The 15,321-nt window shown below is 61.4% G+C and carries 13 protein-coding genes and 1 pseudogene; 10 read left to right on the top strand and 4 right to left on the bottom strand.

Annotated features, from left to right (window positions below):
• Positions 1–212: 212 nt before the first annotated feature.
• Positions 213–2,165 (bottom strand): NADH-quinone oxidoreductase subunit L, encoded by a 1,953-nt coding sequence (gene nuoL, locus I7X13_RS19080; RefSeq protein ID WP_198076703.1) that lies wholly within the window; start codon positions 2,163–2,165, stop codon positions 213–215.
• A 121-nt stretch (positions 2,166–2,286) separates the two neighbouring features.
• A complete protein-coding gene (gene nuoK / locus I7X13_RS19075; protein WP_190922755.1) occupies positions 2,287–2,631 on the bottom strand; it encodes an NADH-quinone oxidoreductase subunit NuoK in 345 nt (114 codons plus the stop codon).
• Between the two features lie 238 nt (positions 2,632–2,869).
• On the opposite strand from nuoK, the gene I7X13_RS19070 reads away from it, so the two are divergent.
• From I7X13_RS19070 to I7X13_RS19045, 6 genes are all read left to right on the top strand, one after another.
• Positions 2,870–3,472: an RNA polymerase sigma factor gene (locus I7X13_RS19070; RefSeq protein WP_198076702.1), complete on the top strand. Its 603-nt coding sequence runs from the start codon at positions 2,870–2,872 to the stop codon at positions 3,470–3,472.
• Positions 3,473–3,591: 119 nt separating this feature from the next.
• Positions 3,592–3,969, top strand: coding sequence for a hypothetical protein (locus tag I7X13_RS19065; RefSeq protein ID WP_198067190.1), 378 nt, complete (start codon positions 3,592–3,594; stop codon positions 3,967–3,969).
• 107 nt (positions 3,970–4,076) lie between these two features.
• Positions 4,077–4,331, top strand: coding sequence for an autorepressor SdpR family transcription factor (locus I7X13_RS19060; protein ID WP_198067191.1), 255 nt, complete (start codon positions 4,077–4,079; stop codon positions 4,329–4,331).
• A 29-nt stretch (positions 4,332–4,360) separates the two neighbouring features.
• Positions 4,361–5,023, top strand: a complete 663-nt coding sequence (locus I7X13_RS19055; protein WP_198076701.1) for an SdpI family protein — start codon at positions 4,361–4,363, stop codon at positions 5,021–5,023.
• A 240-nt stretch (positions 5,024–5,263) separates the two neighbouring features.
• Positions 5,264–5,668: a carboxypeptidase-like regulatory domain-containing protein gene (locus tag I7X13_RS19050; RefSeq protein WP_198076700.1), complete on the top strand. Its 405-nt coding sequence runs from the start codon at positions 5,264–5,266 to the stop codon at positions 5,666–5,668.
• Between the two features lie 246 nt (positions 5,669–5,914).
• Entirely contained in the window at positions 5,915–6,388 is a 474-nt protein-coding gene (locus I7X13_RS19045; RefSeq protein WP_198076699.1) for a carboxypeptidase-like regulatory domain-containing protein, read from the top strand.
• Positions 6,389–6,483: 95 nt separating this feature from the next.
• On the opposite strand, the gene I7X13_RS19040 is transcribed toward I7X13_RS19045, so the two are convergent.
• The gene (locus I7X13_RS19040) at positions 6,484–8,178 is read right to left on the bottom strand and encodes an outer membrane beta-barrel family protein (protein WP_394368605.1); all 1,695 of its coding nucleotides are present in this window, start codon (positions 8,176–8,178) and stop codon (positions 6,484–6,486) included.
• Positions 8,179–8,274: 96 nt separating this feature from the next.
• Positions 8,275–8,967, bottom strand: a pseudogene (locus I7X13_RS22055) (carboxypeptidase regulatory-like domain-containing protein); the annotation flags it as partial.
• Between the two features lie 549 nt (positions 8,968–9,516).
• Between I7X13_RS22055 and I7X13_RS19035 the strand changes: the two are divergent.
• From I7X13_RS19035 to I7X13_RS19020, 4 genes are all read left to right on the top strand, one after another.
• A complete protein-coding gene (locus I7X13_RS19035; protein WP_198076697.1) occupies positions 9,517–12,195 on the top strand; it encodes an RCC1 domain-containing protein in 2,679 nt (892 codons plus the stop codon).
• An 87-nt stretch (positions 12,196–12,282) separates the two neighbouring features.
• Positions 12,283–13,080: a 3'-5' exonuclease gene (locus I7X13_RS19030; RefSeq protein WP_211531854.1), complete on the top strand. Its 798-nt coding sequence runs from the start codon at positions 12,283–12,285 to the stop codon at positions 13,078–13,080.
• A 39-nt stretch (positions 13,081–13,119) separates the two neighbouring features.
• Positions 13,120–13,644, top strand: a complete 525-nt coding sequence (locus I7X13_RS19025) for a hypothetical protein (protein WP_198076696.1) — start codon at positions 13,120–13,122, stop codon at positions 13,642–13,644.
• A gap of 116 nt (positions 13,645–13,760) precedes the next feature.
• Entirely contained in the window at positions 13,761–15,317 is a 1,557-nt protein-coding gene (locus I7X13_RS19020) for a serine hydrolase (RefSeq protein ID WP_198076695.1), read from the top strand.
• Positions 15,318–15,321: the final 4 nt, after the last annotated feature.

Here is a 15,321-nt window from a genome sequence, read left to right as displayed (position 1 = left end):
CACTTATTGCCGAATGCATTCAGCATAAAAATAATAATTATTTAAAAATCAACCAATTATGAAATAAAATGTTTTGCTTTCTTCTGCTCCCAACCGTTTAATCTACCTCACCAGCGTTACTCTTAAATCGGCTATTCGGGGGAGGGATGGCACAAAAAAGCCGCTTGTTTTCACAAGCGGCTTTTCCGATTATTATCCTAAAAACCCAGGCTCTAGAACCGGACAAAATTTAGTCCCAGAATTAGCACAATCCCGATAACCATCAATATCAGATAGGTTTCCACTGCCCCGGTCTGCACGTAGCGCAGCAGCGCCCCGCCACCGTTCACTGCGCGGCCGAAAACGCCCACCACGGGGTTTATAACGCCGTTTTCCACGAACTTATATAGGCCAGTCGACAGCGCCATGATGGGCCGTGTGAAGACGTTGTTGTACAGCTCGTCGATGTAGTATTTGTGGTACACCAGGCTTTCGGGCGCCGAGCGGTGGGCCTCGTCCTCGGCCGGGCGTGTGGCGCGGGCCACGTACATCACGTAAGCCAGAATGATGCCGAGCAAACCGGCGGCAACCGAGGCAATCATGAGCATCAGCTCAGTATGCTCATCGGGTTTGGCCGAGAAAGCCTCGGGCAGAATGCGTTGCGAATAGGTAAAAATAGGGGCCAGATATTCGGCCAGGTAGTGGTGCCCGCCGGTGAACATGGGCGCGCCCATAAAGCCGCCCACGGCCGCCAGAATGGCCAGCACGATGAGCGGAAAGGTCATCGAAGCCGGCGACTCGTGCAGGTGGTGCTTCTGCTCCTCGGTACCCCGGAACTCGCCGAAGAAAGCCAGGAATAGCAAACGGAACATATAGAATGCCGTCAGGAAAGCCGTAAGCAGGCCCATGGCCCACAGCACTTTGTTGTGCTCGAAGGCGTGCGCCAGGATTTCATCTTTGGAGAAGAAGCCCGAGAACGGCGGAATGCCCGAAATGGCTAGGCAGCCGATAAGGAATGTGAGGAAGGTGATGGGCAGCGCCTTGCGCAGGCCGCCCATGCGGCGCAGGTCCTGCTCGTTGCTCATAGCGTGAATGACGGAGCCGGCCCCAAGAAACATAAGCGCCTTGAAGAAGGCGTGCGTGAGCACGTGGAACAGGGCCGTAGAGTAACCCATCACGCCCAGCGCCAGGAACATATAGCCCAGCTGCGAAACGGTGGAGTATGCCAATACCTTCTTGATATCGTTCTGCGCCAGACCGATTGTAGCGGCAAACAGCGCCGTGGCCGCGCCCACGATGGCGACCACCTGCAACGTATCGGGCGAGAGGGTGAACAATACATTAGCACGCAGCACCATGTAAATACCAGCCGTCACCATCGTGGCGGCGTGGATAAGGGCCGACACCGGCGTGGGGCCAGCCATGGCGTCGGGCAGCCAGGTGTAGAGCGGCAACTGAGCCGACTTGCCCATTGCGCCCACAAACAGCAGCAGCGTGATGGCCGTGCAGATGCCCACGCCATACGTTCCGAACTGGCCAAGCGAAGCTTTCTGGAACACTTCGGCGTACTGCACCGAGTTGAAGGTCAGATAAATCAGAAAGATACCGAGCAGGAAGCCCAGGTCACCGATGCGGTTGATGATAAAGGCCTTCTTCGCGGCGTTGTTGTAGGCGGTGTTCTTGTTCCAGAAACCGATGAGCAGGTAGGAGCACAAGCCCACGCCTTCCCAACCAATGAAGAGGATAACAAAGTTGGCGCCCATCACCAGCAGCAGCATGCTGAAAATGAATAGGTTCAGAAAGCTGAAGAATTTGCCCACGTTTTCGTCGTGGTGCATGTAGCCGATGCTGTACACGTGAATCAGGAAGCCCACGCCCGTCACGAGCAGCAGCATAATCAGGCTGAGCTGGTCAATCTGGTACTGGAAGGGAATCTGCAGCGAGCCCACGGTAATCCAATCGAACAGCTGCACGGTGTACTGATACTGGAAATTCAGGAACAGCATCACCGCAATCAGGAACGAGCCCAGCACGGTCGCGCTGCCGATAAGGCCGGCCACAGTGCCGGAAAGCTTCTTGTTCAACAGTCCATTTAGCAGAAAGCCCAGAAAGGGCAGCAGCGGAATCAGGACGTAAATGAACGTAGAATAAGGGGCGTTGGCGCCGGGGAGAACAGTTTCTTGCATGAGAGAATGACTGAGCGACGGAGTGACTGAGTGATAGGACAAATGCAGTGGCGACCAACTGAGAAGAGAAACGGACTGACGTAAACACTCAGTCACTCTGTCACTCAGTCGCTCGGCTACGCTACCACTTCAGCCGGCTCAATAAATTGACGTCGGTGGTCTGGAAGTTGCGGTAAATCATGACGATGATGCCCAGGCCCACGGAGACTTCGGCAGCGGCCACGGCCATGATGAAGAACACGAAAATCTGCCCGTTGGGGTCGGCGCGGTAGGCCGAAAAGGCTGTCAGCAGAATATTCACCGCGTTGAGCATCAGTTCGACGCACATGAAGATGATGATGGCGTTGCGCCGCACCAGCACGCCCGTGACGCCGATGGCAAACAGGGCCGAGGCGAAGAAAACGTAGTACTGAAGCGGAACGGTCCGAATGACTTCGGGGATGGTCTGGGAAACGGTTGGGTCCATACAGGAAGGGCCGGTGAATGGGCAACGTGCAGCCGGCCGGCCGGCAAAGGTACCCTGAAAAACGAAAAATCAGGGGGTGAATTTGCATAGTGAAAACTTTGTAGTGCGCATTCCGGGGGCGCTTGAAATTGTCTGGCGATGCGAAGCACCAAGTTTGCGCGGCGTCGCTACGGAACATTCGCCAAAAAGATTAAAGTAATTTCACCGGGCCCGCGTCTGTTTGTTCAGAATGACAACCATGGCACTTTCGCTCCCCACTCCCCTCCTGCCGATGACGGCTTCGCAGCAAGACCGCCAGATTGCCGAAGCCGTGCGCCAGCAGCGCCCGCGCCTGCTGCAATTCATCCGGCGGCGCATTCCCGACGAAGCCGAGGCCGAAGACCTGCTGCAGGACGTCTTCGCCGAGCTTGTAGAAAGCTACCGGTTGCTCAAGCCCGTGGAGCAGGCGGCGGCCTGGCTCTTCCGGGTGGCCCGCAACCGCATCACCGACCTCTACCGCCGCAAGCGGCCGGTGAGCCTGGAAGCGGCCTTCGGTGCCGCCGAGGCTTCCGATGACGGCGAGGGCCTGTTGCTGGCCGACCTTCTGCCGGCCCCCGACGACTCGCCCGAAAACCGCCTGCTGCGCGAAACCCTCATGGATGCCCTTAGCGAGGCCCTGGCCGAGCTGCCGGCGGCCCAGCGCGAAGTATTTGTGTGGCACGAGTTGGAAGACAAAACCTTCCGCGAAATGGAAGAAGAAACCGGCGTACCGCTCAAAACCCTGATTTCTCGCAAGCACTACGCCGTGCTGCACCTGCGCAAGCGCCTGCAAAAGCTTTACACCGAATTATTCACCGACTAATTGGTGGATTGGTGGATTAGCGGGATGGTGAATTGACGTTCTGCCGGCCCGTGCTGGCGGCGCTATCATCCCGCTAGCTCACCACCCTACCAATCCACCATCCCACTATCTCACCCATCATGGACCGTAAATTCTGGCTGCTGCGCGGCCTCCGTTTCTTTTTCTTCGCGGCGCTGTTTCTCGTCGTTATCGGCTTTGCCACCCAGGCCCTTTGGAACTGGCTGATGCCCTCCCTATTTCACTTGCCCGCCATCACCCTAGGCCAAACTTATGGCCTGCTGCTGCTGAGCCGCATTTTGTTCGGTTTCAAGCCCGGCGGGCGGCCCGGCGGCTGGGCCCGCAAGCGCCGCGAGTGGAAGCTGCGCATGGCCGGCCGCATGGAGCACCTCAGCCCCGAAGCCCGCGAGAAATTCCGCCAGCAGATGCAAAACCGCTGCGCCGCCTGGGGCCGTCGCCCCGAAACCACCGCCGATGCCACGGCGCAGCAACCGGCCTAACGGCCAGCCCTGCAAAATTATTTTTGCCGCGCGGCTCCTTTCGAGGGGCCGCGCTTTTTTATTTCGATTTTATTTAGACATTTGCCTAATCATTGAAACACCACCGTATGAATGCACTCTTCAAAGCCCTGAACGACCCCACGCGGCGCGCCATTCTGGAGCGGCTGCGCAGCGGGCCGGCCACCGCCGGGGCCATTGCCGAGCAGTTCCAGTTCTCGGCCCCCACCATCAGCCACCACCTCGACCTGTTGCGCCAGGCCGACCTCGTCACCAGCCAGAAGCAGGGCCAGTTTGTGGTCTACACCCTCAACATGACCGTGTTTGATGAATTGCTGGGCTGGCTTTATCAGTTCAAATCCTAATTTTCCCCACTCCTTTTTTCGCGGTACTCATGAAAAAGAATCTGCTCCTGTGGCAATTGCTCACGCTCGTAGCCGTGCTGGCCCCGTCGCTGTACCTGCTCTATGTGTGGCCGCAGCTGCCTGCCCAGGTGCCCTCGCACTTCGATGGCAGCGGGCAGGCCAACGGCTACACCAGCCGCGACCACATGTGGCTGCTCACGCTGGGGGCGCCATTGGGCATGGCCCTGTTTTTCAGCGTCCTGCCCTACCTGGACCCCAAGCGCCGGCTCGACAGCAACAGCGTGAACTTTCAGAAGCTGCGCCTCGCCATGGTGGTCATGCTGGGCGGGCTGGCCTGCTACGGCCTGTACATGGCGCTGCACCCCGGCACGCAGGGCCGCGGCCTGATGGTGCTGCTGGGCCTGTTTCTGGCCTTTATGGGCAATTACCTCACCACTGTGCAGCCCAATTATTTTGTGGGCATCCGCACGCCCTGGACGCTGGAAAGCCCCACCGTGTGGGCACGCACGCATCGAGTGGGCGGCATCGGCTTTTGCCTGGTCGGGCTGCTCATTGCCGGGCTGGCGCTGATGCTGCCCACCCAGCACATGCACCTGGTGATGGTGGGGCTGTTGCTGCTCACGGCGGCATTTTGCTACGGCTATTCCTACGTCATTTTCCGGCAGGAGGAGCGGCTGCGCAACATGGCCTAAGGCGGCACTCGCTACGGCAGGCTTAGCGCGCCAGCCATTTACTTATTATAAAGCTCTTAGCCAGAAGCCTCCGCAATTGTATTGCGGAGGCTTTTTAGTTGATTATCAATTAATGGTCAACTATTAATTGCGCTTATCCAATAATAAAAGTGAATTTATTATTACAAATACTTGCAACATACAATGATTTTATTGTACGTTTGTATCCTCCAATAAATAATGTCATTAGTGCAATACGCTATGAAATCCGGCCTCACTTCCACCGTTGTAGCCATTGTTTTTTTGCTGACTGCCATGCCCAGCCAGGCGCAATACGCTTACACGCAATCAGGTGGCAAGCCGGAAGATGCCACCAGCACCGACCCAGAGGAAGGCGCCAAAACCGCTACTACCAAGGTCATCCATGGGGTGGTGCAAGGCCGGAAAGGCGCATTGCCCGGGGCTACGGTATGGCTGCACGGCACCCGCACCATTGTGGTAACCAACTCGGAAGGCGAGTTTGAGTTGCGTGTGCCCAGCAACGTAAAAGAAGTGGAGCTGACCTGCGGCTACGGTGGCCTGCGCGAAGAAGTGGTACGGCTGGGAGCCGTGCAGGCGCTGGGCTCAGTGTACCTGCTTCGCGAAATAGCCCCGGCGGCCAACTAATTATTTCCCATCCACTTTCCGATTTCTACGGTTTACCATACCTTTTTTCTGCAACTCGTTTTTGAAGAAGCCCTGGTCTTTGAGGCCGGGGCTTTTTGGTTTTGGGGGCCAGTCAATCCACTGATTTGGCAAATCCAGTCATTCGCCGGGAGATTGGCGTTGTTGAACGAGGCAGGCATTTACCCCATAAATACAATACGACATTTGTATCATTCAAAACCACCTGATACTTCTTCACTTACTGCAATGCGCTTCTTCTCTGTACTCGCCGCCACCGTTTTCGCTTGTGTTGTCAGCCTGACTTCGTTTTCGGCACAAGCCCATCAGCGTTTCACCAACACGGCCGATGCCATGGTAAACGCTGATAATGATGGAGATATCAAACCGGAGAAAACGCTGCTCATCGGCAAAATCACCAATCCGGCAGGTCCGCTGCCCGGTGCCGTGGTTATCCTCACGGGCACCAAGCAGATGGCCGTGACCAATGCCGACGGCGAGTTTGAGTTTGAAGTGCCGGCCAACGCCGGAGCCCTCGATGCCGTGGTGACCTACGCCGGCTACGCCGACGAGAAAATGACCCTGAACGCGGCCGCCACCGAGTCGACGGTGAGCCTGACCAACGCCCGCGTTATCGTGGTATCGCGCAAGCAGCAACTCAAGCGTTACCTCAAAACGGCTCACAAACAAGTGAAACACGACCTGCGCCTGGCCCGCCAATAAGAAGCCAAAAAGGCTCTAAAAAACGAAAATCCCCGGCCAGCGCGGCCGGGGATTTTTTGTGCGTTCGGTATTTGATTGGCCGCGACTGATGCCGGCTACTGGCCGCCCTGCTTGCTGCCGCCACCCTTCACATCGTCGTTCGAGATGGACTTGCGCTGCTTGGTTTGCTGAGCCTGGCCGAAGCGGTAATTAAAGCTGAGACGGAACGAGCGTTGGTAGGCGTAGTTGCGGTTGGTTTCGCTGAAGGTGGGCGTGTCGGTGGTGTTGCGGTAGAGCCAGTAGTCGTTGAAGGGCGCAGCGAAATTCAGCACCAGGTCGGCCTTGTCATTGAGGAAGGTTTTCTTGGCTCCCACCTGGTAATAGAGGTTGGCCGAGCCGCGGCCCTGCAAGTCGGGCGAGGGCAGCGAGCCGAACATGAACCCCTGCAGGGTGAATTTTTTGGGCAACTTGTAGGAGGTGTTGAAATTCAGGCTCGCCGTGAAGCCGCGCCGCTCGATGCCCAGCGAGGGACTGCGGCGCACGATGTACTGAATATCGGGCCCGCCGCTGATGTCCCAGCCCTTGGCCGGCTTGGCCGAGCCGTAGAAATTCAGCTGGTAATAGGCGTTCGAGGCCACGTTGGCGTAGGTCTGGCGGGTTACGCCGTTGGCGTCGGGGCCGAGGCGAATGGACTCGATGGCGTTGCCGGTGCGGCGCATGGAGGCCGCGACGTTGAGCGAGCCGGCTTTGCCGTTGGTGTTGAAGCTCAACTCATAGGAATCGGTGAGTTCGGGGTTCAGGCCGGGGTTGCCGTACACGAGGTTCTTCGGGTCGGAGCGGTCTATGAAGGGGTTGAGGTAGTCGATGTAGGGCCGGGTGATGCGGCGCGAGTAGGCGGCGCGCACGCTGTTGTTGTCGCTGAAAGCGTACTGGGCGTTGCCGTTGGGCAGCAGCGTGAGGTAGCTGCGCACGAAACTGGTGTCGTTGGTGCGGAAATCGGCGGAAAGAGCGGTGCGCTCCAGGCGACTGCCTACGCTCAGGGTCAGCTTCTTGGTGAGCTTATTGGTGTAGGTGGCGTAGGCCGACTGCACGTTCTGGTCGTAGCTGAAATCGGTGGAGCGGCCGGGTAGGCGCACGAAATCATCGGTCACGCCCCGGGTCAGGCCGTCCACGTTGGCCACCGAGCCGGTGCTGCGAAAAATGCCTTTAAGGCCGGTTTCGAGGGTTTGCTTCTCGCCAAAGGGCTGGGTGAGGTCGGTTTGCAGGGTTACTTCCGAGCCCGGGGTGCGGCCCCGGCTGCGCTCGCGGTAGCTGGCGCTGCCCACTTCCAGGTTGGTGTAAGAGTTGAGGTACTGGTCGAAATCGTAGCCAAAGGTGCCGTCGTTGCGGGCGTACTGGCCCAGCACGCTCCACTCCTTGCGGGGCAGGGCGTAGGTTTTGGTGTAAGTACCGGTCAGCTCGCCGTTAAAGCCGCTGAACTTGCTGTTGGTGGCGCGAGTGAAAAGCTGATTGGTCTGTGGCTGGGTGGGCGACACGTAGTCGTTCAGCAGGTTGTTGTAGTCGTGGCCGGCGTAGCGGTTCACCGAGGCCGCCAGCGACAGGCTCTGGTGCTCGTTCAAGTCGTAGTCGAGGCCCAGCGAGCCAAACATCCATTGCCCGCCGTAGTTGCCCACGCCCTGTTGGGTCAGGGTCGAGCCATCGGTTTTGCCGAAGCGTACCCGCTCCGACTTATTGGGCCCGTACCAGCCGCCGGTGCCGCCCGAGGAAGTGAAGCCCAACTTCTTGGTCTTGAAATTGAGCGAACCGTTCACCCCCGAATTTCGGCTGCCGAGCGAAGTACCGATGCGGCCATTCAGTCCCTGCTCCACGCCTTTCTTCAGCACGATGTTGATGATGCCGGCGGTGCCTTCGCCGTCGTACTTGGCGGGGGGCGTGGTAATGACTTCCACCGACTTAATCTGCTCGGCCGGAATGCCCTTCAGGGCTTCGGCCAGGTTGCTGGCCAGCGTGGGCGAGGGCTTGTTGTTCACCAGCACCTTAAAGTTGCTGGAGCCGCGCATTTTCACGTTGCCGTCGCCGTCCACGGCCAGCAAGGGGGCTTTGCGCAGCACGTCGGCAGCGGTGCCGCCGGCATTGGTGGCGTCCTGGTCGGCGTTGTACACCATGCGGTCGGGGCGGATTTCCACCACCGGCTTCTGGCCGATGATGACGGCCTCGGCCAGCGCGGTGCCGGCCGTGGGCAAGCGGAAGGTGCCCACATCGGTGGCCCCGGCCGTCACGGTCACGGAGCGCGTCTGGGTGCCGTAGCCCACGTAGCTCACCCGCAGCCGGAACGGGCCGGGTGTGAGCTTGGTGAGCGAGAACTTGCCGGCATCGTCGGCGGCCACGCCCGTAATGGCCTTGTCGCCGGTAGCGGGCAGCAGCACCACGGTGGCGTAGGGCACGGGCTCTTTCTTGAGGGAATCGAGCACGGTGCCGGTGAGCGAGCCGGTGCCGGCGGGCAGCGCCGGAGCGGCGGGGGTTTGGGCGGCGGCCGGCCGGGTGGCGGCCAGGAGCAGGCACAGCAGGCCCGCCGCAACGTGTTGCGTAAATAGTCTCATCGGTGCAGGAAGGAAAGGGAAAGAAGGTGTGTGCCCTAACAGATGGTCCGGCCGGGGTCGGGGTTGCCTGTCGGCGGTATTAAATTGAGGTGAAGGCGCGAGGAGTATCGGCCCCGGGGTCCAAACGTTACATGGTCCCATATTATTTGTTGGGGAAGTGCTGCCCCCGGCGCAAGACCGGCAGACGGGCTATGATTGGGCTCAAAGGTCTGGCCAGGCAGGAAGCCCCGCGCCCCACATCCTAAGTTGGGACGTGCCAATGGCGGATTTGGGACGGGTGAGGCAGGTAGTGCAGAAGCGCAACAGCTACTGCCACAAACAAGACAATCTTGTTATATTAACAATATTGCAGTCAGAATCAAGCCAAAACCCGAGCCAACTCATGGAGTGTATGATTTTGGCATATAAGGTGTTTAGTTAAACGGTGGGTCGTAACTTTACCGGTGCCAAGCCCGCGCGTTGCCGGCATATAATTCAATTAACTACGTGAAGCACTTCTTTCGCACCACTGCAGATATGGCTGCAGCCGGGCTTTTCACGCTTATTCTTTTGTTGCTGGTACCGGGCCGGGCCGGGGCGCAGGCGCTGCGCGGCACCATCGCGGCGGGCAGCAGCTACTCGCTCAGCATTCACGCCGACGGCAGCCTCTGGGCCACCGGCCGCAACAGCAATGGCCAGCTTGGCACGGGCACCACCACCAACAGCACCGTCTGGGTGCAGGTGGGCCACGATACCGACTGGGTGCAGGTGGCAGTGGGCACCAACCACAGCCTGGGCCTGAAGGCTAACGGCACCGTCTACGCCTGGGGCGTGAATACCTACGGCCAGCTCGGCGACGGCACCACCACTCAGCGCCTGGTGCCTACGCCCATAAGCGGGGGCGGGGGCTACACCCAGATAGTGGCGGGCACCTACCATAGTTTGGGGTTAAAAGCCGACGGCACGGCCACCGCCTGGGGCTACAACGGCGACGGCGAGCTCGGCGATGGCACCTCCACCAACCACTTGGTACCCAACCAGGTAAGTGGTGGTGGCCTATACACTCAATTGGCCGCGGGCACTTACCACAGCCTGGGGCTGAAGGCCGACGGCACGGCCTATGCCTGGGGTTATAACGGCGACGGCGCGCTCGGCGACGGCACCACTACCCTACGCAACAAGCCCACCCTGGTGAGCGGGGGCGGACTGTACATCCAGCTGGCGGCGGGCACCTCCCACACCTTGGGCTTGCGGGCCGATGGCACGGCCTACGCCTGGGGCCGCAACATCACCGGCGAGCTTGGCGATGGCACTACGACCCAGCGCCTGGTGCCCACCCCCGTGAGCGGAGGCGACCTGTACACGCAGTTGGCGGCGGGCGCCAACTTCAGCCTGGGACTGCGGGCCGACGGCACGGCCACTGCTTGGGGCCATAACGCCGGCGGCGCGCTCGGCGATGGCACCACCAATCAGCGCCGGGTGCCCACGCCGGTAATCGGAGAGGGCCGGTACATCCAATTGGCCGCGGGCCAATACCACAGCTTGGGCCTGATGGCCGACGGCACCGCTTACGCCTGGGGCTATAACGGCAGCGGCGAACTGGGGTGTGGCAACACCACGCAGCGCAACACGCCCACCGCCACGGGCACGGCCCTGCCCACGCGCAGCACGGCCGCGGGCGCCTCCTTCGGCCTGGCCGTGCGGGCCGACGGCACTCTTTGGGCTTGGGGCGACAATACCTTCGGGCAGCTGGGCATCGGCACTGAGGGCTCCGCCACCAACCGAAACAGCCCCGTGCAAGTGGGCACTGATAAGGATTGGGTGCAGGTGGCCGCCGGTTCCTACCACAGCCTGGCCCTGAAAGCCGACGGCACCGCTTACGCCTGGGGTTGCAACGGCAACGGCCAGCTCGGCAACGGCACTACCACCAACCACAGCGTGCCCACACTGGTGGGCACGGCTACCGACCGCTACACCCAGCTGGCGGCCGGCTCCTTCCACAGCCTGGGCCGGCGGGCCGACGGTACGGCCTACGCCTGGGGCCAGAATGGCTTCGGCCAGTTGGGCGACGGTACCACCACCGGCCGCACCGTGCCTACCGCGGTAGGCGCCGCCACCGACCGCTTCACCCACCTGGCGGCCGGGGCTTACCATAGCCTGGGCCTGATGGCCGACGGCACCGCTTACGCCTGGGGCTGCAATGGTTCCGGCCGGCTCGGCGACGACACGACTACAAACCACAACGTACCCACGCTGGTGAGCGGAGGCGGTATTTACACCCAATTGGTAGCGGGCCAGTACCACAGCTTGGGCCTGATGGCCGACGGCACCGCTTACGCTTGGGGCTGCAACGGCAATGGTCAGCTCGGCGATGGTACTACTGCCGACCACGGCGTGCCCACGCCAGTGGGGACGGCCACCGACCACTACACCCAGCTGACGGCGGGCGGGGCCCATAGCCTGGGCCTGCGGGCCGACGGCACCATATACGCCTGGGGTCGCAACGCCGAAGGCCAGCTTGGCGACGGCTCCACTACTAACCGCACCACTCCTGCTCAGGAAGCCACCCTGGGCACCAGCTGGACCTCACTGGCACCGGGCCCAACAGCCTACTTCTCGCTGGTTCGCACCCCCTCGGGCTACAACTTCGCCAGTACCGGCCAGAACCCCAGCGGCCAGCTCGGCGATGGGACTACCACCAGCGCCAGCCGCTTCGACCGGCTGAACCCGCTGCGCTCCTTGCAGCCCCTGCCCGTGGAGCTGGTCAGCTTCAGCGCCCGCCGCACCAGCCCCACCGCCGTGGCCCTGGCCTGGGCCACGGCTTCGGAGAAGAATAATGCCGGCTTCGCGGTGGAGAAATCCGCCGACGGCCTGGCCTTTGCCCGTCGGGGCTTCGTGGCCGGGGCCGGCAGCAGCACGGCCCCCCACGCCTATACCTTCGCCGATGCCGATGCCCCCGGCGCCGCTTATTACCGCTTGGCCCAGACCGACGCCAACGGCGCGGTGACGTATTCGCCCGTGCAGTTCGTGCCCGCCCTCGATGCACCGGCCACGCTGGTGCTGGTGCCCAACCCTGCCCACGGCGCGGTGCAGGTGCTGGGCGTACCGGCTGGCACCCAGCCGGTGGTGTACAACAGCCTGGGCCAGCTGGTGCGCCCCGCCGCCCCGGCCCTCGATGTGAGCGGCCTGCCCGCCGGGGTGTACGTGGTGCGCGCCGGGAGCCAGGCTGCCCGCCTCGTGGTGGAGTAGCACGGTTTCGGTCTTGCACCCAGCCCTTGCTATGCCGTAGCTTTGAGATAAGCCGGTTGCCGGCCGGCTCTGTCCCGCTCCTTCTTCATGCAGCACCTCCACCGCACCCCGCTCGACCAGCTTTTTGTCATCGACATCGAAACGGTGCCCTGCGTAGACTGCCACGATAGCCTCGATGAGATGCTGCGCCAGCTTTGGGAGCATAAAAGTGAGAGCCTGCGCCGCCAGCAGGGCTACACCGGCCGCCCCCAGGCCGCCGAACCTTTCCCCGAGCACCTCACCGCCGCCGGCCTGTTCGAACAGGCCGGCATTTATGCCGAATTCGGCAAGGTGGTATGCATCTCGGTGGGCTATTTCGTGTTTGACAAGGAGGATGAATTGTGGCGCTTCCGCGTGAAAAGCTACGCCGACCACGACGAGAAGCAGCTGCTGCGCGACTTCGCCGGGCTGCTTGCCAACAAGCCGAAATTCCTGCTCTGCGCCCACAACGGCAAGGAGTTCGACTTTCCCTACCTCGGCCGCCGGCTGCTTGTGAACGGCCTGCCCCTGCCCCCGCAGCTGGACATGGCCGGCAAAAAGCCCTGGGAAATTCCCCACCACGACACCATGGAACTGTGGAAGTTTGGCGACCGCAAATCCTACACTTCCCTGAATCTGCTGGCCGCCCTGTTCGGCATTCCCACCCCCAAAGACGACATTACCGGGGCCGATGTGGCGCGGGTGTACTGGGAAGAAAACGACCTGGCCCGTATTGCGCACTATTGCCAGAAGGACATCATCACCACGGCCCGCATCCTGCAAAAATTCCGGGGCGAAGAGCCCGTGCGCGACGAGCATATTGTGTACGCCGACGCAACCCCGGTGCCCATGCGGCGGGTCATCTGAGGACGAAGCGTTTTTTAACCGTCCTCAACCCATTTGCGCATGAATTTCTCTTTCCCGTTGGCCCGCCTGGCGGTGGTGCTGACCACGCTGGCCCTGCCCGCCTGCCAGCAAGCCTGCCCCCTCAACATGAGCCCGCCGCCCACGTTCATGTTGGCTTTCAGCACCGACACCACCAAAAGCAGCGGCCTTGGCTTTCGCCGGGCCGAGGTGCGCTCGGCCTACCTGGTGCATTACCGCACGGCCGATTTTCAGCAGCCGCTCGATACGCTCCGCCAGCCCGGCCCAAATGTTTCGCCGGGCAGCACGAAGCCGGAGTTGGCCATTTATTATCCGGCCGGGCACCCACCGCAGTTTGCCGTGCCCGACTATGCCACCGCGCAGGCCGGGCAGAGCTGCCGCCTGATAGTGCCGGCGGCCAACCGCACCTACGACATCGGCAACGTGGTGCTGCAGCAGGAGCCCGGCGAAACCCGTTGCGCCGGCTACCGCATCACCCGCCGCGAGGCCACCGTGAACGGCCAGCTGCGCGATGGCCTGAATGCTCCCCCCGAACTCACCCGCTAATCGGGCCGCTGGCCGCCAGTGGCCTCGGCCGTCATTCCGGGCTTGCTTAGCTTTGAGCCGGCTGCAGTATCCTGGGGTATTGCAGCCGGCTTTTTTTCGACTTTTCCTGATTCCTGATGCGCTTTTCCGTTTTTATGGCTGCGCTGGCTTCGGCCGCAGCCTTTGTTTCTCCCGCTCACGCCCAAACGGCCGGACACGGCTCCAGCACTGCTGTCGGCAACGCCTTCGTGCGCGACAGCCTGGCCAGCTATGTGCAGCGCGGCCTCAAGCTTTGGAACATCCCCGGCCTGGCCGTGACGGTGGTGAAGGACGGACAGGTGGTGGTATCGCAGGGCTTCGGCGTGAAAGCCGTGGGCAAGCCCGAGCCCGTAGACGGCAACACGCTCTTCCTCATTGCCTCCAACTCCAAGCTCTTCACCGGCACCGCCATTTCGCAATTGGTGGAGGAGAAAAAGCTGAAGCTCGACGACCCGGTGCGCCAGTACCTGCCCGATTTCCGGCTTTACGATTCCGTCAGCACCCGGCTGGTTACCATCCGCGACGTGCTGGGCCACCACATGGGCACCAAAACTTTCCAGGGCGATTTTACCTTCTGGGATTCTAATTTGAGCCGGGCCGAAATCCTGCAAAAGGTGCGCTACCTGAAGCCCACGGGCCTGTTTCGGCAACAGTACGGCTATAGTAACTACGGCTTCCTTACGGCGGGCGAAATCATTCCCGTGGCCACCGGCGGCACCACCTGGCAGGACTTCGTGCAGCAGCGCATCCTCACCCCGCTGGGCATGGCCAACACCTACCCCAGCACGGCCGGCGCCAGCCAGCGGGCCAACATTGCCTTGCCCTACACCACGGCCTTCGGCCCGCTCACGCGGGTGCCGTTCGACGAGGTGGACAACTTTGGGCCGGCCGCCGGCCTGGTTTCCAACGTGAACGACCTGGGCCACTGGCTGCGCTTCCAGCTCGACAGCGGCAAATACAACGGCCAGCGCATCATGTCCTGGACCACGCTGCGCCGCACCCGCGAGGGCAACACGCTGATGAGCAGCAATAAGTCGCCCATCTACCCCAGCCACTTCCGCACCTACGGCCTGGGCGTCACGTCAGCCGACTACAACGGCCGCCAGATTTACTGGCACACCGGCGGCGCCAACGGCTTCGTCACCAACGTGTGCTTCGTGCCCGAGGAGGGCCTGGGCATTGCCGTGCTCACCAACCAGGATAACCAGAGCTTTTTCGAGGCCCTGCGCTACCAGTTGCTCGACGCCTACCTGGGCGTGCCCTACGTGGACCGCAGCCGTCAGTCCTACGGATTCGCCAAGGCCGGCAACGCCGAAACCGCCAAGAGCGTGGCCGACCTCGCCGCCCGCGTGGCCAAGAAAAACAAGCTAGCGCGCCCGCTGAAAGACTACGCCGGCACCTACACGCACCCGGTGTACGGCACCATCACGGTGGAGCCCAAGGGCAAGCAGCTGCTCGTGCGCTTCTCGCACCACCCCGCCCTCACCACCACACTGGATTATATGGACGGCGACACCTTCCGCAGCACCTTTTCCAATGCCGCTTACGGCATTTTCGCGGCCCCTTTCACCGTGGAGAACGGGCAGGTGAAAACCTTGGAAATCCGCGTGAATGATGGGCTGGAGCAAGACCCGTATGTGTTCGCGAAGCAGTAGCGCG

The sequence above is a fragment of the Hymenobacter negativus genome (assembly GCF_016056375.1).
GTDB classification, from domain to species: Bacteria; Bacteroidota; Bacteroidia; order Cytophagales; family Hymenobacteraceae; genus Hymenobacter; species Hymenobacter negativus_A.
The sequence above is the reverse complement of the archived record's forward strand: the minus strand, read 5'-3'. Positions and strand labels throughout refer to the sequence as shown.

Coding starts and splice junctions, on each gene's coding strand:
- I7X13_RS19030 (WP_211531854.1), top strand. CDS start 12,283: ATGCAGCACCTCCACCGCACCCCGCTCGACCAGCTTTTTGTCATCGAC.
- I7X13_RS19060 (WP_198067191.1), top strand. CDS start 4,077: ATGAATGCACTCTTCAAAGCCCTGAACGACCCCACGCGGCGCGCCATT.
- I7X13_RS19050 (WP_198076700.1), top strand. CDS start 5,264: ATGAAATCCGGCCTCACTTCCACCGTTGTAGCCATTGTTTTTTTGCTG.
- I7X13_RS19025 (WP_198076696.1), top strand. CDS start 13,120: ATGAATTTCTCTTTCCCGTTGGCCCGCCTGGCGGTGGTGCTGACCACG.
- I7X13_RS19045 (WP_198076699.1), top strand. CDS start 5,915: ATGCGCTTCTTCTCTGTACTCGCCGCCACCGTTTTCGCTTGTGTTGTC.
- nuoK (WP_190922755.1), bottom strand. CDS start 2,631: ATGGACCCAACCGTTTCCCAGACCATCCCCGAAGTCATTCGGACCGTT.
- I7X13_RS19070 (WP_198076702.1), top strand. CDS start 2,870: ATGGCACTTTCGCTCCCCACTCCCCTCCTGCCGATGACGGCTTCGCAG.
- nuoL (WP_198076703.1), bottom strand. CDS start 2,165: ATGCAAGAAACTGTTCTCCCCGGCGCCAACGCCCCTTATTCTACGTTC.
- I7X13_RS19055 (WP_198076701.1), top strand. CDS start 4,361: ATGAAAAAGAATCTGCTCCTGTGGCAATTGCTCACGCTCGTAGCCGTG.
- I7X13_RS19065 (WP_198067190.1), top strand. CDS start 3,592: ATGGACCGTAAATTCTGGCTGCTGCGCGGCCTCCGTTTCTTTTTCTTC.
- I7X13_RS19020 (WP_198076695.1), top strand. CDS start 13,761: ATGCGCTTTTCCGTTTTTATGGCTGCGCTGGCTTCGGCCGCAGCCTTT.